Origin of the sequence: Haloarcula sp. JP-L23 (assembly GCF_011602445.1) — an archaeon.
GTDB lineage: Archaea > Halobacteriota > Halobacteria > Halobacteriales > Haloarculaceae > Haloarcula > Haloarcula pellucida.
In genome coordinates this window covers 3,251,424-3,274,213 of sequence record NZ_CP050014.1, presented here as the reverse complement: position 1 = coordinate 3,274,213, position 22,790 = coordinate 3,251,424, and the positions used below count along the sequence as shown (strand labels likewise).

General features: G+C 68.6%; 24 protein-coding genes. 10 read left to right on the top strand and 14 right to left on the bottom strand.

Features of this window, described 5'->3' with window-relative positions:
• Positions 1–100: 100 nt before the first annotated feature.
• The gene (locus G9465_RS17140; protein ID WP_166972205.1) at positions 101–280 is read left to right on the top strand and encodes a hypothetical protein; all 180 of its coding nucleotides are present in this window, start codon (positions 101–103) and stop codon (positions 278–280) included.
• A 51-nt stretch (positions 281–331) separates the two neighbouring features.
• On the opposite strand, the gene G9465_RS17135 is transcribed toward G9465_RS17140, so the two are convergent.
• Together G9465_RS17135 and G9465_RS17130 are read right to left on the bottom strand one after the other, a co-directional pair.
• Positions 332–1,036, bottom strand: coding sequence for a Bax inhibitor-1 family protein (locus G9465_RS17135; RefSeq protein ID WP_166972203.1), 705 nt, complete (start codon positions 1,034–1,036; stop codon positions 332–334).
• A 69-nt stretch (positions 1,037–1,105) separates the two neighbouring features.
• Complete coding sequence (locus tag G9465_RS17130) at positions 1,106–2,920, bottom strand: ATP-binding protein (RefSeq protein WP_166972201.1); 1,815 nt, start codon at positions 2,918–2,920, stop codon at positions 1,106–1,108.
• 87 nt (positions 2,921–3,007) lie between these two features.
• Here G9465_RS17130 and G9465_RS17125 point away from each other — a divergent pair, with 87 nt between their 5' ends.
• Positions 3,008–3,799, top strand: coding sequence for an endonuclease/exonuclease/phosphatase family protein (locus G9465_RS17125; protein WP_166972199.1), 792 nt, complete (start codon positions 3,008–3,010; stop codon positions 3,797–3,799).
• 87 nt (positions 3,800–3,886) lie between these two features.
• Positions 3,887–4,222 carry a hypothetical protein gene (locus G9465_RS17120; RefSeq protein ID WP_166972197.1) on the top strand — a complete coding sequence of 112 codons (336 nt, stop codon included), beginning with the start codon at positions 3,887–3,889 and terminating at the stop codon, positions 4,220–4,222.
• Between the two features lies 1 nt (position 4,223).
• On the opposite strand, the gene G9465_RS17115 is transcribed toward G9465_RS17120, so the two are convergent.
• Positions 4,224–5,477, bottom strand: a complete 1,254-nt coding sequence (locus tag G9465_RS17115) for a DNA double-strand break repair nuclease NurA (RefSeq protein ID WP_166972195.1) — start codon at positions 5,475–5,477, stop codon at positions 4,224–4,226.
• Between the two features lie 276 nt (positions 5,478–5,753).
• On the opposite strand from G9465_RS17115, the gene G9465_RS17110 reads away from it, so the two are divergent.
• On the top strand, positions 5,754–6,671 hold the full coding sequence (locus G9465_RS17110; protein ID WP_166972193.1) for a sodium:calcium antiporter: 918 nt from the start codon (positions 5,754–5,756) through the stop codon (positions 6,669–6,671).
• Here G9465_RS17110 and G9465_RS17105 read toward each other — a convergent pair whose 3' ends face one another.
• The gene (locus tag G9465_RS17105; RefSeq protein ID WP_166972191.1) at positions 6,672–7,064 is read right to left on the bottom strand and encodes a hypothetical protein; all 393 of its coding nucleotides are present in this window, start codon (positions 7,062–7,064) and stop codon (positions 6,672–6,674) included.
• 73 nt (positions 7,065–7,137) lie between these two features.
• A complete protein-coding gene (locus tag G9465_RS17100; RefSeq protein ID WP_166972188.1) occupies positions 7,138–7,482 on the bottom strand; it encodes a carboxymuconolactone decarboxylase family protein in 345 nt (114 codons plus the stop codon).
• A gap of 107 nt (positions 7,483–7,589) precedes the next feature.
• Between G9465_RS17100 and gpmI the strand changes: the two genes are divergently transcribed.
• Positions 7,590–9,149, top strand: a complete 1,560-nt coding sequence (gpmI, locus tag G9465_RS17095; RefSeq protein WP_166972186.1) for a 2,3-bisphosphoglycerate-independent phosphoglycerate mutase — start codon at positions 7,590–7,592, stop codon at positions 9,147–9,149.
• Between the two features lie 4 nt (positions 9,150–9,153).
• Here the strand turns inward: gpmI and G9465_RS17090 are convergent, their stop codons facing one another.
• From G9465_RS17090 to nadA, 6 genes are all read right to left on the bottom strand, one after another.
• Positions 9,154–9,834, bottom strand: a complete 681-nt coding sequence (locus G9465_RS17090; protein ID WP_166972184.1) for a hypothetical protein — start codon at positions 9,832–9,834, stop codon at positions 9,154–9,156.
• Positions 9,835–9,894: 60 nt separating this feature from the next.
• The gene (locus G9465_RS17085) at positions 9,895–11,187 is read right to left on the bottom strand and encodes a hypothetical protein (RefSeq protein ID WP_166972182.1); all 1,293 of its coding nucleotides are present in this window, start codon (positions 11,185–11,187) and stop codon (positions 9,895–9,897) included.
• A gap of 121 nt (positions 11,188–11,308) precedes the next feature.
• Positions 11,309–11,965 (bottom strand): RNA 2'-phosphotransferase, encoded by a 657-nt coding sequence (locus G9465_RS17080; RefSeq protein ID WP_166972180.1) that lies wholly within the window; start codon positions 11,963–11,965, stop codon positions 11,309–11,311.
• Positions 11,966–12,004: 39 nt separating this feature from the next.
• Positions 12,005–12,820, bottom strand: a complete 816-nt coding sequence (gene nadC, locus G9465_RS17075) for a carboxylating nicotinate-nucleotide diphosphorylase (protein ID WP_166972178.1) — start codon at positions 12,818–12,820, stop codon at positions 12,005–12,007.
• Positions 12,820–14,424 (bottom strand): L-aspartate oxidase, encoded by a 1,605-nt coding sequence (locus G9465_RS17070; protein WP_166972176.1) that lies wholly within the window; start codon positions 14,422–14,424, stop codon positions 12,820–12,822. Before G9465_RS17070 ends, nadC begins: the two co-directional genes overlap by 1 nt.
• A gap of 2 nt (positions 14,425–14,426) precedes the next feature.
• Positions 14,427–15,548 (bottom strand): quinolinate synthase NadA, encoded by a 1,122-nt coding sequence (nadA, locus tag G9465_RS17065; RefSeq protein ID WP_193571712.1) that lies wholly within the window; start codon positions 15,546–15,548, stop codon positions 14,427–14,429.
• Between the two features lie 241 nt (positions 15,549–15,789).
• On the opposite strand from nadA, the gene G9465_RS17060 reads away from it, so the two are divergent.
• Positions 15,790–17,439 (top strand): alkaline phosphatase, encoded by a 1,650-nt coding sequence (locus tag G9465_RS17060; RefSeq protein ID WP_166972172.1) that lies wholly within the window; start codon positions 15,790–15,792, stop codon positions 17,437–17,439.
• Positions 17,440–17,441: 2 nt separating this feature from the next.
• On the opposite strand, the gene G9465_RS17055 is transcribed toward G9465_RS17060, so the two are convergent.
• Positions 17,442–18,959, bottom strand: coding sequence for an amidohydrolase (locus G9465_RS17055; protein ID WP_166972170.1), 1,518 nt, complete (start codon positions 18,957–18,959; stop codon positions 17,442–17,444).
• Positions 18,960–19,117: 158 nt separating this feature from the next.
• Between G9465_RS17055 and hmgA the strand changes: the two genes are divergently transcribed.
• Together hmgA and G9465_RS26120 are read left to right on the top strand one after the other, a co-directional pair.
• Positions 19,118–20,335 (top strand): hydroxymethylglutaryl-CoA reductase (NADPH), encoded by a 1,218-nt coding sequence (gene hmgA / locus G9465_RS17050; protein ID WP_166972168.1) that lies wholly within the window; start codon positions 19,118–19,120, stop codon positions 20,333–20,335.
• Positions 20,336–20,458: 123 nt separating this feature from the next.
• A complete protein-coding gene (locus G9465_RS26120; RefSeq protein WP_255491950.1) occupies positions 20,459–20,587 on the top strand; it encodes a hypothetical protein in 129 nt (42 codons plus the stop codon).
• A gap of 17 nt (positions 20,588–20,604) precedes the next feature.
• Here G9465_RS26120 and G9465_RS17045 read toward each other — a convergent pair whose 3' ends face one another.
• Positions 20,605–20,952 (bottom strand): hypothetical protein, encoded by a 348-nt coding sequence (locus G9465_RS17045; protein ID WP_166972165.1) that lies wholly within the window; start codon positions 20,950–20,952, stop codon positions 20,605–20,607.
• Positions 20,949–21,473, bottom strand: coding sequence for a DUF5817 domain-containing protein (locus G9465_RS17040; RefSeq protein ID WP_166972163.1), 525 nt, complete (start codon positions 21,471–21,473; stop codon positions 20,949–20,951). Before G9465_RS17040 ends, G9465_RS17045 begins: the two co-directional genes overlap by 4 nt.
• An 85-nt stretch (positions 21,474–21,558) precedes the next feature.
• Here G9465_RS17040 and G9465_RS17035 point away from each other — a divergent pair, with 85 nt between their 5' ends.
• Together G9465_RS17035 and G9465_RS17030 are read left to right on the top strand one after the other, a co-directional pair.
• Complete coding sequence (locus tag G9465_RS17035) at positions 21,559–21,897, top strand: cupin domain-containing protein (RefSeq protein ID WP_166972161.1); 339 nt, start codon at positions 21,559–21,561, stop codon at positions 21,895–21,897.
• Between the two features lie 47 nt (positions 21,898–21,944).
• Positions 21,945–22,751 carry a hypothetical protein gene (locus G9465_RS17030; protein ID WP_166972159.1) on the top strand — a complete coding sequence of 269 codons (807 nt, stop codon included), beginning with the start codon at positions 21,945–21,947 and terminating at the stop codon, positions 22,749–22,751.
• Positions 22,752–22,790: the final 39 nt, after the last annotated feature.

Here is a 22,790-nt window from a genome sequence, read left to right as displayed (position 1 = left end):
TCTATCGTGACAATTCGCAATCTATGACTAATTATCGTCGTGGAGAAAGAATATCTTCGCGGCCAACCAACCTCCGAACAGAGACGCCCGTCCACCACACATGATACTCCCCCCGTCGAGTGAACCGCTCGCAGACATCGCCGTCACGCTCGGATTGCTCGGGCTGACGTTCGGGATGTTGCTCGGCGTTCCGCTTTTCGCCACCGTTCGGACGCGAGTGCCCGGCTACGACGAGACGGCGCCGCGTGACACGAGCGAGTCGCGACGGCGCCGCCGATAACGCTCTCGACGGCCGTTCAGCGACACGTTTCGCCGTGGATAGGCGCCCGTGTCACTGGTCCAGCATCGAGAGGATTCGCAGGACCCACTGGAGGACGTGGACGAACACGCCCATGACGGCGACGTAGATACCGATGGCGTTGCGCAAGTCGCTGGCGTATCGGTTCTCGCGCACGGCCCATATCTCGTAGGTCAGGTCGACGACGAACCCGAGGAAAAAGAGGAGGCCGGCGACGACTACCAGCAGCGGATTCAGGAACACGCCGGCGGCGCCGACGACCAGTCCGCCGATGAAACACCCGAACGCGTAGCGTTGCCACCCCGAGAAGTCGTAGTTACTCTTGAAGACGACGGTGGCGATGACGGCGGTGATAGCGCCGGTGATGACGGTGGTGATACCCAGCGCCGGTATCCGGATCCCTCCGCCGCCGTAGATGTACAGTATCGCCGCGCCGAACAGGCCGTAGCCGCCCTGAATCAGGAGGACGCCGGCGCCGGCCAGCCCCATGTTCCCGCGCTCGACGCCCTTCGTCGCTATCCAGAACCCGCCCCCGACGGAGACGGCGAAGACGGCGATACCGACGAAGAAACTGGAGAACAGCGCCGCGCCGAGCGGTGCTATCGGCGTGTAGGAGAACCCCAGCATCACGAGGATGTTGACCGCGACCAGCGCGGTAGCCATCCCGATTATCTTGCTAATGTTTCGGTCGACCGTCGCCCCGACGGTGCGGGTCCCGCGGTCGAAGGTGCTACTCATGTTTGAGAGCCACTCGACTGTCACACATGGGCCTTTTCCCTCCCAGATGGCCGAAAACTACATCTGTCGTCAGTCTCGCCCGTGCCGGGTGACACACGTCGAGAGGCCGATGAGTTCGACGGGTTCGGAGTTGTCCGGGGAGTAGACGACGCGTTGGCCCTTCTCCATGTAGGGGACCTTCGACTCCAGATTGCTGGGGATGTTCACGGCCTTGATGGCGTCCTCGTCGCCCAAGTTGAGGACCATCGTCGTGTTGATCTGCTTGAACACCGGGTCGGCGATGTCTTGGGGGTCCTGCGTGATGAGATAGAGGCCGAGTCGCTCTTTCCGGCCCTGTTTGGCCGCCTCGGTGAACTTCCCGATGACCTTCCGGGCCTGTACGCTGTCGGCGTCGGTGAGGAAGTTGTGTGCCTCGTCCATCCCGAGGACGAGCGGCGTCTCCTTGATGCGGTCGTAGCGGGGGTCGTTCGAGAGCTTCTGGTCGATGAGGAGGCTGGAGACGGCGAGCACGATAGTGGAGGCCGTCCGCGAGTCCGTGATGTGGTAGGTGGGGATGACCGTGAGGCCACCGTCCCGGACGAGTTGGGATATCTGGTCGGTGATGGGCCGGGCGTCCTGATCGAAGACGGCGCCGAAGCCCCGGACGCGGCGCTTGACGGCGTCGAAGGTGGCCTCGTGGACGTCGCCGGCCTCGTGGAGTTCCTCCTTCAGCGCCGGGTCGTCGAGGAAGGTCAGGAACTGGTCGTACGTCCCGCTTTCCCCGTACTCGCGCTTGAACCGCTTGAGGAACGTGTTGACCAGCGCCCCGTACTGGTTGTCGTTGAGGCTGGACCCGGCGATGAGCCACGGGTTCTCGTAGACGAGCGAGAACGGAATCGTGAACTCCACCTGTTCGGCGCGGTGGTGGCTGGCGTTGTACTCGGTGCCGGCGACTTTGGGGACGAACGCGATGGTGTCGTCGTAGCCGCCGTAGGCCAGCCCCTCTCGCTCGCACCGCCGGGCGAACTCGTCTGTCAGTTTCGGGTTGTCGTCGTGCATCTGGGCGTACTCGTCCTGTGGGTCGAACTGGACGACGGCGAGTTCCGGCGAGCGCCCGTCGGTCATCTCGTAGGTGCGGCCCAGATACTGTCGGAGGACGTTCTTCGAACTGTGGGTCTTCCCGGACCCGGTGCCACCGGCGACGAGCGTGTGTCGGAAGACGAGCGGGTCGCCGTCGTCGTAGTTGTCCTTCAGGCGGTAGTCGATGGTCGGCGGTTCGGCGCTCGTCTTGACCTTCTCGCCACCGACCGAGAGGTGGCCCAGAAAGACGCCGTCCTCGGGTATCTTCAGCCCGGTCTTGATTTCGGACTTGTCGGTGGCCTCGCGGACGACGGTTTCTGGCTTCGGGACCCGGTCGGTCATCCGCCGCTTGAGTTCGTCTCCGTCCTGATAGAGGACGGCCACGGGGTCCAGTTCCGCCATGAACTTGAAGTCCTGTTCGTCGATGCCCTGCTGGCGCATCGCGCGTCGGGCGTGAATCTCCGTGGCGTCGTCGGCGCGAAACTCCTGTGCGTACTCCAGCGCCGAGATGCGACAGAAGAGACGTTCCCCGTCTGGGTACGGGACGAGGAGGTACTTCCCGATGCGGACCGCAGAGCGGTTGGCGGCGGTGACGTAGGCCCGCAGGCGACACTCGTCGGCCTCCTCGCTGATGCGGAGGCCGTCGGCCGCCGAGAGGACGCCGAGGCCGCTGTCGGCACCGACCGGGTCGACGTCGATGTCTTCGAACCCGTCGTCGCTCTCCGCGACCGTCTCGTCGGCCGTGCCGGTAGACGAGGTAGCCGACGCCTCGTCGTCGGCCGCGTCCTCGCCGTCGAAATCGGTGAAATCCCCGAGGTCGGACATATCGGGACCCACGGTAGCCGGGGATTAACACCTTTCCCCAGCGTGGCGGAAGTGAAACCTTACGCTCGTGGGTATTGGAGAGGTGGTATGGAACCGGTACGGGTGATGTCGTTCAACGTCCGCTACGACGCCCCCGAAGATGGACTGGACAACTGGTCCCATCGGCGCCGCCTCGTCGCCGGGACGATTCGGTACCACGCCCCGGACGTCGTCGGGGTACAGGAGGCACAGAGACACCAGATATTGGAACTGGAGACGCTCCTCCCGACGTACGACTGGGTCGGTGACCCGCGCGACACGGTCGAAGCGGGCGGCGAGCACACGGCGATTGGCTACCGGACGGCGCGTTTTGACTGTGAAGGGACGGACACGTTCTGGCTCTCGGAGGCGCCCGAGACGCCGGGGAGCGTCGGGTGGGACGCGCGACACCCCCGGGTGGCGACGTGGGGGCGACTCCGGGACCGGGCGACCGGGGACGCGCTGTTGGCGGTGAACACCCACCTCGACCACATCGGGGCCGAGGCGCGCGAGAAGGGCATCGACCTCGTGTTGTCGCGGCTAAACGGCGTCGTCGAGGGCGAGGCGGTCGTCCTGAGCGGCGACTTCAACTGCGTCGTCGGTGCCCCCGCCCACCAGCGCACGGACGGCCACGCGCTCCCGGACGGGCGCACGCTGGAGGACGCCCGCGACCGCACACCCGTCCGACACGGGCCGACGACGACGCGGACGGACTTTCACGACCTCGTTCCCGAGATGGGTATCGACCACGTGTTCGTCAGCGAGGGGGTGGCGGTCGATAGCTGGACGGCCGTCACCGACCGGGACGACGACCACTACGCCTCGGACCACCTCCCCGTGGTCGTCGACTGCCGGTTCTGACCCGCTCAGCCGCCCGGACCGCCGAACCTGTCAGCGGCGACGACGGTCCTCGGGGAGCTTTTGCCGCCAGAGCGCGTAGCTACGGCCATGTTACTCGTTCGCGGGACCGCCGGGGGGACCGGACTGACTGGCACGTTGTACGAACCGGGCGAGGAGCCCCCCTCGTATCGCGGTGCGCCGGACGAAGGGGCACCCTACGTCTGGGTGTGTGACTCCTTCTACGAGGTCGAGAGCGGCGGACAGGCCCAGACCGTCGGCGACCGGGAGCTACGGGTCGCCTTCGAGTCGCCGATGCCACGGGGGTTCGAGACCCGCGAGGCGGCGCTCTCGGCGGCTAAAGAGCACGTCCGCACCCAGTTCGTCCGCCTCGGCGTCGACGCGGACGCCGTCGAGGTGTCGGTGCTCCAGCCAGAGGAAGCGTAACTCAGAACGTCTCTTCGATGGCCCCCCAGCGGAGGTCGTTGTACGACGAGTCGCGGTCGATGTCGAACTCCCGTTCGATGCGGCGGGTGAGTTCCTCGCTCCCCTGTCGGTCGATGCTCGCGAGTTCGTCGGCCTTCGCGATGGCCAGCGGCGGGCCGCGCTCGGCGGCCACGTCGTGGAGTACCTGACGCGTGAGCCGTTCCCGTCGGTCGGGGTCCTTCGTGAACGCGTAGGGGGCTTCGACGCGGAAGACGAGGTCGGTGCGGGGGTCGTAGCAGACGAAGAAGGTGACCTCGTACAGTTCGGAGTCCAGCGTCCGCTCGATGCCCAGTGCGTCGCCGTCGGCGGCCATCGTCCCGTCGGTGCCGGCCCGCGAGCGGAACCAGTTGGTGCAGGTGAGTGCGTCGTCCTGCCGCTCGCCGTCGTCGTCCCGACGCTCCAGCACGTGGCGGAAGAAGGCGCTGTCGTTCGTCCACGGGGCGGTGGTCTTCTTGCGGACGGCGCGGGTCAGGGGCTTCCGCGAGGAGTTCTTGACGAACCCGACGAGTGGCACGTCTCGCTCGACGAACCGCTCGACGAGTTCGACGTAGTTGCCGACCACGCTCTTCGGGCGGTCGTCCTCGGCCAACACCTCCGCGAGTTCGGTGTCCCTGTCGGCCCACCGGAGGAGGCCGGTCGGGTAGACGGGGCCGTCCAGCACGAACAGGTCCTCGACCGAGTCGGCGTTCAACAGCGCGTGCTCGCTCTCGGCGAGATACAGCGCCAGCGCGTGGACGACGCGCTGTTCGAAGCGGTCGACCTGCGGCGCGTCGAGGACGCGACGGCGGGCGTACCCCCGGTCGTCGGCCCGCCACTCGCCGTCGAACTGGAGCGTCGTGTCGTTGGAGTGGACCGCCATGATGATGGTCCGGCCGCGGTGGAGGTCCACGTCGGAGGGCGTCGCGCTCATCGCCGCCTGTGCGACGTCCAGCACGAGGCCGTTCTTGAACGTGGTCGGGTTGATGGTCCCCGAGTCCAGCCCGTGTTGGGTCGGGAACGGGGGGTCTTCCAGCGCGATGTCGGCGATGGGGACTTTCCGACGGCGTTGCTCGCCGAGCGGGACCAGTGTCTCGCGGCCGTTGGTGTCGTACAGCGGGTCCAGAAAGTTCGCCCACACCTCCTCGGCGGCGGCCCCTTGGTCACTCGACTCGACGGTCGCACCCACCTGTCCGGCGAGTTTCGCGATACCGTCGACGTGTACCGGGTCCAGCGTCATGTGCGTGGGTTCGCTGGCGGGAGCATAACTCTGGTGGGGTCTACCCACTGTAACGGACGGGGTTTCGATGGGCGACGGCGACGCTTCCGACAGCCAGAAACCCCGTCCGGTTTCGACGCCGGTACCAGACGAGACGGTTCGGCTATCGAACCTTGTGCCGCAGGACTGGACGGACCCCACAGATTGGCACAACGGTTACGTGGGTGCTGGGGGTAGCTGGCAGTATGTCGCCAGCATCGGCCGTGAACGTCGCCCCGAACTCGCCCCTGTGCTGAGATGGTGCTGTTCGACGCGCTGTTCGTCGGCGTCGCCGTCGTCGCGCTCTGGTTCGGCGCGGACCAGTTCGTCACCGGTGCTGGTCGTATCGCCCGCCAACTGGGAGTTCCGGGCCTCGTTGTCGGCCTCACCGTCGTCGCCTTCGGCACCTCGGCGCCGGAGTTCGCCGTGACGATAGACGCCGCACTCGCGGGCCAGACGGACATCTCCGTCGCGAACGTCGTCGGGTCGAACGTCCTCAATCTGGGGTTCGTCCTCGGCGGGGTCGCCCTCGTCCGGTCGCTTGCGACCTCCAGAGCGCTCGTCCGCCGAGACTCGGTGTTGCTCGTCGTGACGACGGCGCTCCTGTTCGGACTGGTCCTCGATGGCCGTCTCCGGCGCCTCGAAGGGGCGCTTCTGTTCGCCGGCCTGTTGGGGTACCTCCTCTATCTCGCCCGGAACGGGGGCGAGCAGCTGGCCGCCGCGGTAGACCAGCAGTTCCACTGGCCCGACGCCGGGCGTCTCGTCGCCGGCCTCGGACTGGTCGTCGGCGGCGGGCACCTCCTCGTGCTGTCGGCCGTCGACATCGCACAGGCACTGGGAATCTCCGAGTGGGTCATCGGCATCACCGTCGTCGCCGCCGGCACCTCGCTACCGGAGTTCGCCACCTCGCTGGCGGCGGCCAGACAGGGCCGGACCGGCATCTCGGCGGGCAGTCTCGTCGGGAGTTGCATCTTCAACGTCCTCGGTGTGCTGGGACTCGCGGCCGTGGTCCACCCGCTCCCGGTGACGCCGGTGGGCATCGAGGGGACGGCGTGGCTACTCGGGACCGTCGTGCTCGTGACGGTGCTGTTCTACACCGACGCCGCCCTGTCGCGGCTAGAAGGTGGGCTACTGGTCGCGCTCAACGCCGCTAACTGGCTGGCGAACCTGTTTTGATTACTCCTTGCCGGATTCCTCGCGCAGGAGCCGTTCGATGGCCTCTGCGATTTCCTCGTAGGAACTCATCGAGAGCCCATCGGTGGTGATGAGAACGCCCTGCCGGTCGGTAGTGGCCCGCAGGAGGTAGCCGTTCTCGAAGGCCCGAACGGTGAATCTGTACTCGCCGAGTTCGGAGTCCTGATAGGCGTTCTTCGTCTGCTTGTAGCCCTGCCACTCGTGGCCGACGAAGTCGTTGAGGTCCGCGTCCTGTTCTAAGTCCTCACGCAGGTACAACTGCTCGAAGTTCGCACGCGTGAAGTAGGTGACCGACCGCAGCGAGTCGCCAGTGGCGGTGCGAGCCGTCGTGACGATGCTGTCGGCGAGATCGTCCGAGAGGATGTTCCGTGTCATGCCCGTAGGGTGACGGGCCAGCCTCTTAACGTCGGGGTTCCCGGCACCCCCGGACGGCGGCCTCGTCGGGGTGTCACTCGCCGCGCTCGTCTTCCAGCGCTTCCAGTGTCTCGTGGGCCTCGGCGGCGTAGGTCAGTGCCGGCCCGCCGCCCATCACGACGGCGACTTTCAACGCGTCGACGACTTCCTCGTGGGTCGCGCCGGCTTTCAGCGCCGCGTCGGTGTGCCAGAGGATGCAGTTCTCACAGTGGACGACGACGCTGATAGCCAGCGACACGAGTTCCTTCGTCTTGTGGTCCAGCGCGTCGTCGCCCTCCGCGGCGTCGAGGAACCCCGTGAACTGTTCTAACTCCGGTGCGTCCGTCAGCAGGTCGCCGAGCGCCTTGTTGAACGACGCCAGTTCGGCAGTTCGTGTCATCGAGTGTGAATTTGTTCACTGGGGTGAAAGAGCTACCGTCGGTGAAGAAATCCGGGGGCTTGCGAGCGACCGAAGGGCTATTAGGCCGGTCACGCCACCCTCCGAGTATGCAAGTCGGGCTCGTCATCCTCGACGGCTGGGGCCTCAACCCGGACGACGACGTACGGGACGCCGTGGCCGCGGCCGATACGCCGAACTTCGACCGGTACTGGGACGCAGGCTCACACTCGACGCTGGAGACGCACGGTCGCCGCGTCGGCCTCCCCGAGGGCCAGATGGGGAACTCGGAGGTTGGCCACCTCAACATCGGCGCCGGCCGCGTCGTCAAGCAGGACTCCGCTCGCGTCAGCGACAGTATCGCCCGTTCGCGGGGCGAAAGTCCGCCGGACGACGACGCGCAGGACCCCGCCTTCTTCGAGAACGACCGCATCCTCTCTGCGTTCGAGTACGCCGAGGAACACGGCGGGCGCGTCCACTTCATGGGCCTCGTCTCCGACGGCGGCGTCCACTCCTATCAGGACCACCTCCACGCGCTCATCGAACTCGCCGGCGAGCGAGACGTCGACGCCGTGACCCACGCGTTCACCGACGGCCGCGACACCTCGCCGAAGGGCGGCGAGGGGTACCTCGCCGAACTGCAGGCCCACGCCGAGGAACACGGCACCGGCCACGTCGCCACCGTCTCGGGCCGCTACTACGCGATGGACCGCGACCAGAACTGGGAGCGGACCCGCCGAGCCTACGACGCCATCGTCCATCGCGAGGCCGATTTCACCGCCGAGACGGCCGTCGACGCCGCCACCGAGTCCTACGAGCGCGGCGAGACCGACGAGTTCGTCGAACCGACGCTCGTGGCGGGCGGTCCCGCACTGGCGGACGGCGATTCGGTCGTCTTCTTCAACTTCCGCTCGGATCGCGCCCGACAACTCACCCGGATGCTCGCCGACATCCGGCCGGAGGACTGGGGCGCCGACACCGAACCGCCCGAGACGCGGCTGGTGACGATGACCCAGTACGACGCCACGTTCGACGTGCCCGTCGCCTTCCCGCCGAACCAACCCGAGAACGTGCTGGGCGAGGTCCTCGCCGAGGCCGGCGAGACTCAGTTGCGTCTCGCGGAGTCCGAGAAGTACCCCCACGTTACGTACTTCCTCAACGGCGGCCGCGAGGTGGCGTTCGAGGGCGAGATTCGCCACATCGTCGAGAGCCCCGACGTGCCCACCTACGACCTCAAGCCGGAGATGAGCGCCCCGGAGGTCACCGACACCGCTATCGACGTCATCGAGACGGAGGACCCCGGCGCGATGGTGCTCAACTACGCGAACCCCGACATGGTCGGCCACACGGGCGACTACGAGGCCGCAATCGAGGCCGTCGAGGCCGTCGACGAGCAACTGGGCCGCCTCGCCGAGACGGTCCAGTCGGCCGGCGGACACCTGCTGGTCTGTGCCGACCACGGCAACGCCGACGACATGGGCACCGAAGACGACCCACACACCGCCCACACGACCAACCCGGTGCCGTTCATCTACCTCTCGGCCGACGGGACGGCGGCCGGGAAGACGGCCCGCGACGGCGGCACCCTCGCCGACCTCGCGCCGACGATGCTGACGCTGATGGGCATCGACCGCCCCGAGGAGATGACCGGCACGCCGCTGGTCGAGTGAGGAGTCACGCACACTCGCTCGTTCGTATCCGTCTGCCGCGTCTGAGTGCGGCGAGGCCGACGAGGACTCCGAGCGACGAGGCCCACCACCTGCCTTCGACGCCGCCGTCGACCTGTCGCGCGGCGACGTAGTAGTAACGCCCGTCCGCTTCGACGAACTTCGCTCCGTCTTCCTCGACGTGTGAGCGGGCGGTGCCGTCCTCGATGGCGGCGGCGACCGGCGGGCTGACGTATTCGACCGAACTACTCACGTTATCGAGAACCGCCGCGGCGGAGACGCGCTCTAGAGACAGCGTCACCGCCTCCCCGTGCTCCGTGGTACTCCTGCGGTAGAACCCATCGCCGAGACGGACGTATCGCGCGCGAGGCGTCGTCTCGTACCGGGTGACGTTGACTGTCGCGCGCCCCCGTTTCGCGAGGGATTCCGACAGGTAGCAGGAGTACGACCCACGGAGCCGGAAGCAGTCGACGCCCCAGACCGGTTGCGTCCGATACGCCGGATGGGGCCGCGTCTCGAGCTCGACGCTGTCGCCCGCCGGCGTCACCTCGACCGCTCGGTACTCGTAGGTCGGTTCGCCGAGGCCGAGCGTGTAGACGAGCAGCGGGTTCAGGACCAGCAGGAGGCCGAGACCGAGGGAGACGACGGCCCGCTGTCGCTCGCTGGGGGACCAACCACGGTAGAGCATACGCTGTTTGCAGTTGTCGTATCGACGGAATATTCGTTTCGTCTGAGCGCCACGGACCGATCAGTGCTCCAACTTCTCGTTGGCCTGTGCGAGTTCGTAGCGAATCACCAGCGGGTCGATGTCTTCGACCAGCTCCTCGCGCTCTCTCCGGATAGCGTCGGCGTCGCCCGGCGGGAACTCCGCGGCCAGTTCGTGCGCTCGGTCGAGGTCGTCCCGGGCCGCAGAGAGCAGGTCGTAGGCCGCTTCGTCGTTGCCGGCCTCCCATTCCCACTCGCCCGCCGCGCGTCGCTCGCGGGCGCACTCGACTCGCGCTCTCACGAGGTCGGCGATGACCGCTTCGGTCTCCTCGCGGACCGTCTCGGGGTCGCCGTCGAAGGGGCGCTCGTCGGCGGTCACGACCCGCGCCACCACGCGGTAGGCGTCCAGTGCGTCTTCGAGCGCCGCGACGCGGTCGGCGGGGTCGCCCTCGTCGTCCACGGCGTCGTCGGCCTCGCGAGCGGCTTCGATGGGGCGTGCGGTGACGGACGATTCGAGGTCGTCGGCCGCCGCGAGGCCCGCCTGTGCGGGTTCGTCGTCGACGTCGTGGGCGGTCGCCACGTCGGTCGCGTCCTGAAACCGCTCGCGGGCGGTCTCGATGCGGTCGTGACTGGCCTCGAACGCGCCGTCGTCGAGCAAGCGCTCGGCCTCCGAGAGGAGTTCCTCGCCGCGTCCGACGTGACGGTCCCGGACGAGGCGGTAGAGGTCGGTCGAGAGTCGTTCGACGCGGTCGACGACGCCGTCGATGGGCGCGTCGTCGGCGCCGTCGCGGGCGGTTTCGAGCGCGGACTCTGCGGCGGCCCGGCGGTCGTCGAACGCCGCCCAGTTCGCCGCATCGAGCGCTGCCGCGAGGGCGTCACAGTGACCGTCGAGTTCGTCCAGCGCGGTTGTCACCTCGCCCCACCCGTCACAGGCGTCGGTGAGGAACTGTGCCACGTCGTCGACGTCTGCCTCGCGGGCGGTGAACGACCACGTCGCGCCTGCCGCCGTCTCGAACCGAAGACTGGCGGTGAGCATCTCGGTGACTGCCGTCGCGTCGGTGACGTCGGCGTACGGGAGCGACGCGACGAAGTCCCCGTCGTGCCCGTCGGGGTCGCCCACGAGGAGGAGGACCCGTCGGTCGGTGAGGCCGGCGACGGCACCACAGTCCGCTGCTGGTCGTATTTGGACCGTCTCCTCGCGAGCCCGTTCGACGCCGACTCGCTGGTTCAGCAGGACGTAGAACAGTTCCTCTTCGCCGCCGAGATAGTCGCGGAGCGGCCGCTCACGGAGGTGTGCGTCGGTCCGCGTTCGGTCCCCTGCCTCTCCAGATACCATCGCTACGGTCGGACTGCCGTCCGGCGTGCCCGGCTTCGTGTCTGTCGTATCTGACTGAGAATCCCAGCATAAAGCTAGTGATTCGGGGACGGTCTGCCGGGACCCACGCAGCCATATATGATCAGTCTCCGTCACGGCGAGTGAGGTACTGCGGTGGGGCGGCGTCGGTCGTGTAGGTAGCCGTTCCCCGCCGAGTGACGTCGCGCCCGTCGGCCTGCATCGCGGCGGCGTCGACGGCGAACACCACGGGGTCGTCGGCGTGGCGGCGACCGACTTCGCGGGCGTCCGCGACGCTCCCCGAGAGGTGGACGTGCTGGCGGCCCATCGGCTTCAGTCCGTCGCGCTCGATGGCGTCGACGTTCCGCGGGGCGGTGCCGTGATACAGCGTCTCGGGCACCGGGTCGTCACCGGCGTCTAGCGAGACACCGACGGAGTGGCCGTAGGCCGCGCGAATCCGGTCGTTCTCGCCACCGTCGCCGCCGGTCCGCTCGAACCGGCCTTTCGGGTCCGTCGCGACGACCCCTGCGAGCATCTCGCGGTCGGCCCAGTCGTACGTCCGTTCGACGGCGGCGACCAGCGCCGCGAACGGCGTCCATCCCGTCGCGTCGAGTTCGAGGCCGGCGTCCTCGGGGAAGTGCCTGAGCGCTCCCGAGACGAACTTCGAGAGCCGTCGTCGTCGGTCGCCCCGGAGGACGAGGCGGCCGTTGTCGCCACAGTCCGGACACTGCTCGCCCTCGAAGAACCCGTGGTCGTCGCAGGTTCGCACCTCGGCAGGCATCTCCTCACAGTCGGCCGGTGACCGACAAAAGCGTCCCGCTCACCCGGTCCGGAACGAGAGGTCGAGCGTGGGCGCGGAGTGGGTCAGCGCCCCCATCGAGATGACGTCGACGCCGGTAGCGGCGTAGTCGGCCACGTCCGCGACGGTGATGCCGCCGCTGGCCTCCGTGAGCGCGTCGCCCTCGGCCGCGGCCACGAGGTCGACCGCTCGTTCCGTCTCGGCGACGCTCATGTTGTCGAGCAGGACGATGTCCGCGCCCGCTTCGACGGCCTTCGGCGCGTCTTCGGGCCTCTCGACTTCCACGTCGAGTTGCGTGGCGAAGGAGGCCTGTTCGCGGAAGTGGGAGATGGCACCGTCGAGTCCCATCTCCGCGACGTGGTTGTCCTTGACCATCACCATGTGCGAGAGGTCGAGGCGGTGGGTGTCCCCGCCGCCCGCGGCGACGGCCCGTTTCTCGACGCCGCGCAGGCCGGGCGTGGTCTTGCGAGTTCCCGCGATTCGCACGTCGTCGTCGACGGCACGCGCCTCGTCCACGGCTTCCCGCGTCTTCGTGGCGATACCCGAGGCGTGCCCGACGACGTTGACGGCGACGCGTTCGCCCCGCAACACCTCGCGGGCGGGTCCCTCGACGCTGAGGACCACGTCGCCGGTCGCTATCGACGTGCCGTCGTCGACGGCCTCGGTGGCGGTCACGCCTACGTACTCGAACACCGCTCGCGCGGCGTCCACCCCGGCAACGACGCCGGCTTCCTTCGCGACCAGACGGCCCTCGGTGTCGCCCGGAACGTCGTTCGTCACGTCGTGGTGACCCACGTCCTCGCGGAGCCACCGGTCCACGTCGGCGTCCGTAATCATCAGTCGTCGGCCGGGGGTTCCGGCTGGTCGGGTTCGACGAGGTTGTGGGTGCCGACGCTCTCCGTGTTCTCGGCGGCGTGGCGGGCCACCAGCAGCGCGGTGACGCTGGCGTGGCGGAGTTCGTACAGCGACCGGGACGTTCGCGTGCGGACGTAGGCGTCGACCTCGCCCTTGAGACGGCGCAGAACCGCCATCGCGCGGTTCAGTTCTTCGGGGTCGCGCTCGACGCCCAACTGCTCGTCCATCACGCGACGCAGGCGGTGGAACTTATCGCGGGCGAACTTCGGCGGGAGGTCCGGGTCCCGTTCCAGCAGGTCCGGTGCCTCGATCGGCGCGACCGGCCGGCCGGCGGCGTCCTCGCCGGCGCGCAGGCCCCATACCAGCCCTTCGAGCAGAGAGGTCGACGCGAGGCGGTTCGCGCCGTGGACGCCGGTCCGGGAACACTCCCCGACGGCGTAGAGACGGTCGAGCGTCGTCCGGCCGTACTCGTCGACGGCGACGCCGCCACAGAGGAAGTGTTCAGCCGGGGCGACCGGAATCCCCGTCTCCCAGTCGACGCCGTGGTCTTCGCACCGCTCTGCGAGGCCGGGGAACTCCTCGGCGAAGTCGACGGGACCGACGTCGAGCGTCACCTCGCCAGTCGCTTCGCGTTCGGCCTTCACGGCGCGGGCGACCACGTCCCGCGGCGCGAGTTCTGCGTCCGCGTGGTAGTCGGGCATGAACCGCTCGCCCTCGCCGTTCCGCAGGAGGCCGCCCTCACCGCGGACCGCCTCGCTGACGAGGAAGGCGACGTCGCCGTCCGCTCCGGCGGTTCCACCGCCTCCGTCCGAGCCACGGGGTGGCTCGCTAACACACGCAGTCGGGTGGAACTGGACGTACTCCATGTCCTCGACGTCGGCGCCGGCGAGTGCGGCCATCGCGATGCCGTCGCCGGTGGCGTTATCGGGGTTGGTCGTCCGCGGGTACAGTTCGCCGATGCCGCCCGTAGCGAGGACGACGCTCCCCGCGTAGTGTGGGGTCACCTCGCCGTCGGATTCGAGCATCGCGCCGTGGACCCGCCCCTCGTGGCGAATCAACTCCAGCGCGGCGGTGTCGTCCAGAATCTCGACGCCGTCGTGGTCGTCGAGATAGTTCAGGAACGGGACGTGGATGTGTTTGCCCGTCGCCGCGTCGACGTGGAGGATGCGGTCCTCGCTGTGGGCGGCCTCGCGGGTGTAGTCGGGGCCGTCCCCGTTCTGGTCAAATTCGACGTCGAGCGTATCGAACAGCACGTCCTCGACGGCTTCGTTGGCGTTCTCGACCAACACGTCGACGGCGTCGGGGTCGGCGGTGTCGTCGCTGGCGGCGATGATGTCCTGTTTGAACTGCTCCGGGTCGTCACGCGAGACGGCGATGCCGCCCTGTGCCCACCACGAGGAGGCTCCCTCGGGACGGGTGGCCTTCGTCGCGAGGGTGACGTCGCTGCCCTCGCTGCTCGCGGTTCCACCGCTCGCTCGTTCCGAGCTCTCACGCTGTTCGAGCTCGCGAACGGCCCCCAGCGCCGCCGCGAGCCCGGCGATGCCGGACCCGACGACCAGCACGTCCGAAGTGTCGTGTTCGCTCATGATCAGATCTCCAGCATCCGGTCGAGTGCGACCTGCGCCAGTTCCTTCTCCTCGGGCGCGACTTCGATGACGTTGCGCTCGCGGCCTGCGACGAGTTCTTCGAGTACCCACGTCAGGTAGTTCGGGTCTATCTGGCGCATGGCGTTGCAGTCCATGCAGGCGTCGCCACAGAGCGGAACCACGTTCACCTCGGGGTGCCACCGCTGGAGGTGGTTGGTGAGGTGAATCTCGGTGCCGATGGCCCACGTCTCGCCGGGGTCGGCGTTCTCGATGGTCTCACAGATGGTAGCTGTCGAGCCGACCACGTCGGCGGCCTCGACGACCTCTCGGCGGCACTCGGGGTGGACGATGACGTTCGCGTCGGCGTCGTCGGCCCGAATCGCCTCGACGTGGTCCTCGCTGAACCGCTCGTGGACCTGACAGTACCCCTCCCAGAGGATGACGTCGTTCTCGACGGCCTCTTCGGCGTCGGTGCCCTCGGGGTCCCACGGGTCCCACTCGACCGTCTCGTCGGCCATGTCGAGTCTGTGGGCCGTGTTCTCGCCGAGGTGCTTGTCGGGCAGGAACAGCACCTTATCGCCCCGCTCGAAGGCATACTCGAAGGCCTTGTGGGCGTTCGAGGACGTACAGACCAGCCCGCCCTGTTCGGCGCAGAACGCCTTCAGGTCGGCGTAGCTGTTCATGTACGTGATGGGGATGATGTCCTCGTCCGTCGCGGCGGTCAGTTCCGCCCACGCCGCGTCGACCTGCAGGGCCTCGGCCATCCCCGCCATCGGGCAGGAGGCCTCCATCGACGGCAGGATGACGCTCTGGTCCTCGTCCGTGATGATGTCGGCGGACTCTGCCATGAACGTCACGCCGCCGAAGATGACGTAGTCGGCGTCGCTCTCGGCCGCCTCGACGGAGAGTTGGTAGGAGTCGCCGATGAAGTCGGCGTGCTCGACGATTTCGCGTCGCTGATAGTTGTGGCCGAGGATGACCACGTCGTCGCCGAGTTCTTCGAGCGCGGCTTCGATGCGCTCGGTCCGTTCGTCCTCCTCGAGGTCCCGGTACGCCGGGGGGAGCTGTTCGAGGTTGTCGTACTTGAAGAGACTGAGGTCGGTTTCGAACTCAGCCGTTTCCATTTCGGGCACGGTTGACGCACCTATCGGTACCAAACCGTTCGGACTGTGATGTTGAAAAGATTTTTCCTTCAATACCTGTTCGTGTTGGGAATCGGGACTCGATACCGGCGATTGTCGAATTGTGATGTATGTTACCGCGGAGCAAATAGCGAGGGTGGCCGTCCCGCTAAGCCAGCCCTATCGCGGGTGTCGGGTCGCTAATCCTCCGTTTACTTAGTGCATCTCGGCCGTCCGGCGGGCTATGCTACAGACGGACGACGTCGACTACGGCCGCAGGACCGTCCTCGCGGCGGTACTGGCGGCGACACTCCCCGGGTCGGCCGCCGCACGCGCACACGACGTCTCGTCGTTCCCCCGGGCGATGATGACCGCCGCCGGGCCCCCGTCGTCAGCGGTGTTTCCGCAGGGCGTCGCCAGCGGCGACCCCACGCCGACCGGCGCCGTCCTCTGGACGCGCGTCTCGCCCGACGCGCACCGCGAGGGGGTACCCCTCCGATTGACCGTCGCCCGCGACGCCGCCCTCTCGAACACCGTCGGGTCGTGGCGCGTCCCGGCCGACCGGGTCGCGGACCACGACTACACCGTCAAGGCCGCACTCGACGGCGAGTTGGCGCCCGGTCGGCGCTACTACTACCGGTTTGCCTACGACGGCGCGACGAGTCCGGTCGGGCGCTGTCGGACCCTCCCCGCGCCCGACGCCAGTCCGAACCGGGTCGCGTTCGCCCTCGCGACGTGTCAGGACTACCGCAACGGCTACTACGGCGCGTACCACCACGTCGCGAACGAGGATGTCGACTTCGTCGTCCACCTCGGCGACTTCATCTACGAACGCGGCGGCGGGCAGTTCGACGACCGCTCGCTCTCCCTGCCCAGCGGCGAGAACGTGGTGATGGACCTCGACGACTTCCGCTATCTCCACCGTACCTACCGCACGGACCGGTTCTTGCAGGAAGCGCTGGCCGCCCACTCCATCATCCAGACGTGGGACGACCACGAGATAGTGAACAACCGCTACTGGGACTACGAGGCGGGTCGCCCCTACGCCGGCCGCGGTGACCACCCGCGCAACGACGACCCCGAGTTCATGACGCAACTGTTCGCCGACGGTATCCGGGCGTGGTGGGAGTACACGCCGACGCGGGTTGCCTACGACCCCGACGCCGGCTCGCTGCTGGACCAGATAGCCCTCTGGCGACGCTACCGCTTCGGTGACCTCGTGGACCTGTTCGTCACCGACGAGCGACTGTACCGGACCGCACCCGCCGACGGCGCGCAGTTCGGCGCCCGCATCGGCGAGAGCGACGGCGAGATAACCGAGACGATGCTGGGCGAGCGCCAGCGGCAGTGGTTCACCGACCGACTCGCCGCCAGCGACGCGACGTGGTCGGCGTGGGCCAACGAGGTGCTGGCGATGGAGTTCGACCTCGATTTGGGCGGCGTCGATCTGCTCAACGCCGACGCGTGGGACGCCTTCGCCGCCGAACGCGACCGGATTCTCCGGGCCGCAGCGGAGAGCGACAGTTCGCTGGTGGCGCTCACCGGCGACATGCACACCGCGCTGGCGGGCTACATCGAGGGGCGGGACCGCCGCTACGGGGTCGAGTTCATGACGCCCGCGATAACGAGCCAGAACCTCCGTGAGTTGCTCGGCCTGCCGAACGACCCCGAGGTTCGGCGCCTCGTCGAGCGATACGTACAGGAGTACAATCCACACGTCCGGTTCTTCGACAGCCACGACTGGGGGTACGCAACCGTCGAGTTCACGCCCGACGCCTGCACGTACAGCGCCTACGGCGTCGACAAACGGACGAACTCGGCGAACGCGAACCGACGGTTGCTGGCCCGGTTCCGGTGTCCGGCCGGGGAGTACACGCTCCAACGACTGGACTGACCTCAGCGACGAGCGTCGAACACGACCTCGCCGCCGGAGACTGTCATCGTCACGTCGACGTCGGCGACGGCGTCGGCGGCGACGGTCCACGGCGACGCGGCGAGGACCGCGAAGTCGGCCAGTTTCCCTGTCTCGACGGTGCCGAGTCGATGCTCGTCGAAGCCGGCGACGGCACCGCCGTGGGTGTAGGCCCGTATCGCTTCGCCGACGGTCAGTCGCTGGCCGGGGGTCGGAGCGGTGACGGCGTGTTCGACACCGTACAGCGGACCGAGCGGCATGCAGTCGCTCCCGAACGCCAGCGTCGCGCCGGCGTCCAGCAGGTCCCGGAAGCGGTTCGTCTCGACGCGACGCTCACCGAGGCGGTCCGCGTACAACCCACCGGGGCCGGCCCACCGGTGGAAGTTCGGCTGGGCGGAGACGACGAGGGCCGAAGCGCCGAGGCGTTCGACGAGGTCGCCGGTCAGCACCTCCGCGTGTTCGACGCGGTGGCGTGCGTTCGCCGATTCGCCCTCGCCGACGGCCGCCACCGCCTCTAGCACGGTTTCGATGGCCGCGTCCCCGATGGCGTGGGCCGACAACTGGAGGCCGGCCTCGCTCACCTCGGCGACCAGTTCCCGGAGTTCGTCCGGCGGGAGTCGCCACGCTCCGACGGCGTCCTCGTCCGCCGCGTCGCTGTAGGGCTCGCGGAGGCGGGCGGTACTCGACCCTATGGCCCCGTCGACGAACGTCTTGATGGCGCCCACCTCGACCCGTTCGCTCCCGTGGTTCGTCGCCAGTCCGACCTCCCGGACGGCGTCGAGGTGGTCCCGCCAGTAGTTCAACCGGACCCGCAGCGCGAGGTCCCCGGCGAGGTCGAGGTCACGGTACACCCGCGGCGCGTGCGAGCGCCGGACCATGTCGTGGACCGCCGTGACGCCCTCGGCGAGCGCCACGTCTTGGGCGGCCAGCAGGTACTCGCGGGTGCGCTCTCGGTCCGGCGCGACGGCGTCGAACACCGCCTCGGCGGCGTCCTCGACGAGGACGCCCGTCGGCGCTCCGTCCTCGCTCTCGACGCTCGACGCGGGCAGGTCCAGTCGGTCCAGCGCGGCGTGGTTGACCGAGACGGTGTGGAGGTCCTCACGGAACGCCGCGACCGGGCGGTCCGCACTGGCCTCGTCGAGGTCGCTCGCCCGGAGGCGACGACCGCCCCACTCGCCCTCGTCGTAGCCGAAGCCGAGCATCCAGCCGTCGCCGTCGTCGGCCGCCAGCAGGCGGTCGACGCAGTCGGCCGGGCCGTCGGCCCCGCCGAGGTCCGCCTCCGCCTCCCGCCGTCCTACCACGTCGAGGTGCGTGTGCGCGTCGACGAAGCCCGGTAGGAGGACCCCGCCCCCGCAGTCCACGCGTTCGGCGCTCGCCGGCGCGACCGCCTCGGGGTCGCCGACGGCGGTGATTCGGTCCCCCGTGACGGCGACGGCCCGGGCCGTCTCCCCGTCGCCCGGCCGGGGCCGGACCTCGCAGTTCGTGAACACGCGGTCGACCATGCTAACAGCCAGTCGTGCGGCGGCAAAACTGTTCGCCTCCGACCGTCGGCGGTGAGTCGTCGAGCGGATTCGAGACGCGGTTCACGGAGAATCACGCCGCTCCCCACCACCGACGCGTCAAGAGCAACTGTTAGGACCCTCCCCATCCACGCGCCTGTATGACCGACATCGACGCCGAAACCCTCGCCGACCGAGTCCGCGAGGGCGAGTTGCGCCTCTACGAACTCGAAGCCCACACCGACGCCGAGACGGCCGCCGCCGCCCGCCGGCAGCTGCTGGCCGCCGAGACCGGCGTGGACCTCGACGTCGTCGGCGAGTACGCCTTCGACGCCGCCGACGCCGAACCGAACATCGAGAACATGATCGGCGCGGCCCAGATTCCGATGGGCGTCGTCGGCCCCCTGCCCATCGACGGCGGCGCGGCCGAGGGCGAGCACTACCTCCCGCTGGCGACCACCGAGGGCGCCCTGCTGGCCTCCGTGAACCGCGGCGTCTCGACCATCCGGAACGCCGGCGGCGCTACCGCTCGCGTCCTCAAGTCCGGGATGACCCGCGCGCCGGTGTTCCGGGTCGAAGACGTCGCCGAGGCCGGCGAGGTGTCCGCGTGGGTCCGAGAGAACGTCGACCGACTCGCCGAGGCCGCCGAGTCGACGACCAGCCACGGCGAACTACAGGACGTGACGCCCTACGTCGTCGGCGACAGCGTCTTCCTGCGCTTTTCCTACGACACGAAGGACGCGATGGGGATGAACATGGCGACCATCGCCACCGAGGCGGCCTGCGAGGTAGTCGAGCGCGAGACGCCCGCGGACCTCGTGGCGCTCTCGGGGAACCTCTGTTCGGACAAGAAACCCGCCGCCATCAACGCCATCGAGGGCCGGGGTCGGACCGTCTCGGCGGACGTGCTGATTCCCCACGAACAGGTCGAGGAGCGCCTCGACACCACGTCGGCGGCCATCGTCGAGGCAAACACCCGGAAGAACCTCGTCGGCTCGGCCAAAGCCGGTTCGCTGGGCTTTAACGCCCACGCGGCCAACGTCGTCGCCGCCGCGTTCCTCGCGATGGGACAGGACGCCGCGCAGGTCGTCGAGGGGAGCAACGCCATCACGACCGTCGACGCCCGCGAGGACGGCCTCTACGCCTCCGTCACCATCGCCTCACTGGAGGTCGGCACCGTCGGCGGCGGGACGGGCCTGCCGACCCAATCGGAAGCACTCGACGTACTGGGGTACGGTGGCGGCGGCGACCCCGCCGGGAGCAACGCCGACGCGCTGGCGGAGGTCATCGCTGCGGGTGCGCTGGCGGGCGAACTCTCGCTGCTGGCGGCGCTGTCCTCGCGACACCTCTCCTCGGCCCACGCAGAACTCGGGCGGTAACCGGACCCACCGGACGGACGACCACTTTCACTTTCACTCCGGAGGTGTGGCTCCGGTTTATCCCCCGACGCTCACAACGTCCGAAAGCGTCCGCCGGGCAGCACCCGCGGGCGCGCCACTACTATGTCCCCACCACCGACCGACGACGAGTCGACAGTATCGCTCACACATCGGCTCCTCCACCTGCTGAAGTTGCTCGCGACGACGCTCGCGGCGCTGGCGGGACTGGCGAAGACGCTCGGGTGGGTCTGACGGCCCACCCACGGTTTTCAGCGTCCCTGCGTGACCAGAAAGCCGACGCCGGCGACGAGGACGACGACGCCGGCGATCAACACAGGTCCGCTCCCGAGGAACGGGCCGAGCGCCAGCAGTGCCCACGCGACGGCGAAGATACCGTGTGCGGCAGCGAACAGTCGGTGGCCCCGCCGGGCGAAGACGACGAACCCGAGCGAGAAGCCCAGCGTCAGGACGACGGCCGACAGCGCGACGACGCTCACCGAGAGGCCGCCCAGCGACACCGGGCCGACGACCGGCACGAGCAGATACAGCAAGCCCGAGAGGCCGACGAGCGACCCGACGGCGACGGGGCCGGGTTCGAGGTCCAGCGAGGAGTTCATAGCAACCGGTAGACGCCACGGGACTTCGACGCCTGCCCCGACCGGACGAGTTTGCGGAGCGTCTTCTCCGTGTAGTCGGCGGGAACGCCCCGTTCCTCGGCGTAGGCCACTACGTCGTCCTCGGTCGGACCGTCGAGTTCGCGCAGTGCCGACAGCACCGTCTCCTTGCGACTCGACCCGCTGGTCGCCCCCTGTTCGGCACGCTCGCCCGCGGCCGCCACCTCGTCGCTGTCGAGGCCCGACGCTTCGAGGTACGTCTCGTCGTCGATGCCCGACGCCTCGACCTGGCGGTCCATCTCGGCGTAGGAGTCCAGTTCGGCGAAGGCGTCGCCCTCGCCCTGCCGGTTCGCGAGCATCGAGGCCCGCACCTCGCGAGCGTGGGCCTCGTCGTCCGTCTCGACGAACTTCCGCCGCTTCGCGTGCTTGCGGCGCTTCCCACAGCGGGGACACTGCGTGGTCTCCGGTCGTCCCTCCACGACCCAGAGGGCGCTACACTCGCTACACCCGACCACCGCGTACATACCGGTGCGTTGGGCCGGTTCGGGGTTGAACGTTCGGATTGTGCGCATCCGTGGATTTACGCCGTCGTCCCCCGATACCTCGCCCATGCAGGAAGTTCCACAGGCCGCGAGCGAGACTGTCGAAGTCGTCGACGGCGTCCACCTCACGCAGATGGCCGCCGGCGAGGCGATGAGCGTCCAGCACTTCCACATCGAACCCAGCGCCGTGGTACCCGAACACAACCATCCCCACGAACAGGTGGGCTACGTGATCACGGGGACGCTCACCTTCGAGGTCGACGGCGAGGAGTTCGTCGTCGGCCCGGGCGACTCCTACGTCATCCCCGGCGACGAGCCACACGGCGCGGAGAACCGCCGAGACGACCCAGTCAGCGGTATCGACGTGTTCAGCCCGCCCCGAACCGACCCCGACTGGCTGGACTGACGCGAGTCGACGCAAGACACTTCTCCGCACGCGGGCAACCGCCGCGTGTGGCCAGGTCACGCACGCTCGCGCTCGCAGTCGCACTCCTGTTCGTGACCGCGGGGTGTCAGAGCCTCGGGACAGAGGCTGCGGACGGCCCCGAGACGGTGACCCCGGCACCCGTGCCGACGACCACCACGACGCCGGTCGGCGGGGATACGGGCGTCGACACGGGCCGCATCGCCGACCGCCACCGGGCCGCCCTCGACGGCCGCTCCTACACCATCACGGTGGCCTTCACCGTCCAGTACGACAACGGCTCGACCGGCCGCCTGCGCGACCGGTTCGTCGTCGGACCCGAGGAACGGTACCGCTGGAACCGTCGCGTCGCCGGGCCGTACCCCGAGAGGGTCCGCGACCACGCCGCGTGGCAGAGCGAGTCGGGGTCGGCCATCCGCCGGACGCTGGAGAACGGCACCACGAGCGTCGGCCGCGGCGACGTCGTCGGTCCGAGCGACCCGTCCCTGTCGTTCTACGTCGCCCGGTTGATACGTGGGTTCGACGTCTCCGCCGAGGGGACGCCGGAGGGGCGGCGACTCTACGGCACCAGCGACGAGGCCCGGTCGGTCCCGCTCCCGGCCGGCCTGACAGACGGGCACGACAGCGCCATAAACGTCCGCATCCGCGACGGCGTCGTCACCTCTCTCGCCATCGGCTGTCGGGCCAGACTGCGCGAGACGGGTCAGCCGGTGTGGTTCCGCTTCGACTTCTTCGTCAGCGACGTCGGCGGCGCGCCACCTACGGAACCGTCGTGGGCGACGACGCCGACGGCCACGCCGGCCGCGGACCGGACCGAGACTGTGACCCCCTCATGACCCGGCGAGCGCCGCGTTCGCCCCGGTTTCGCGACAGAC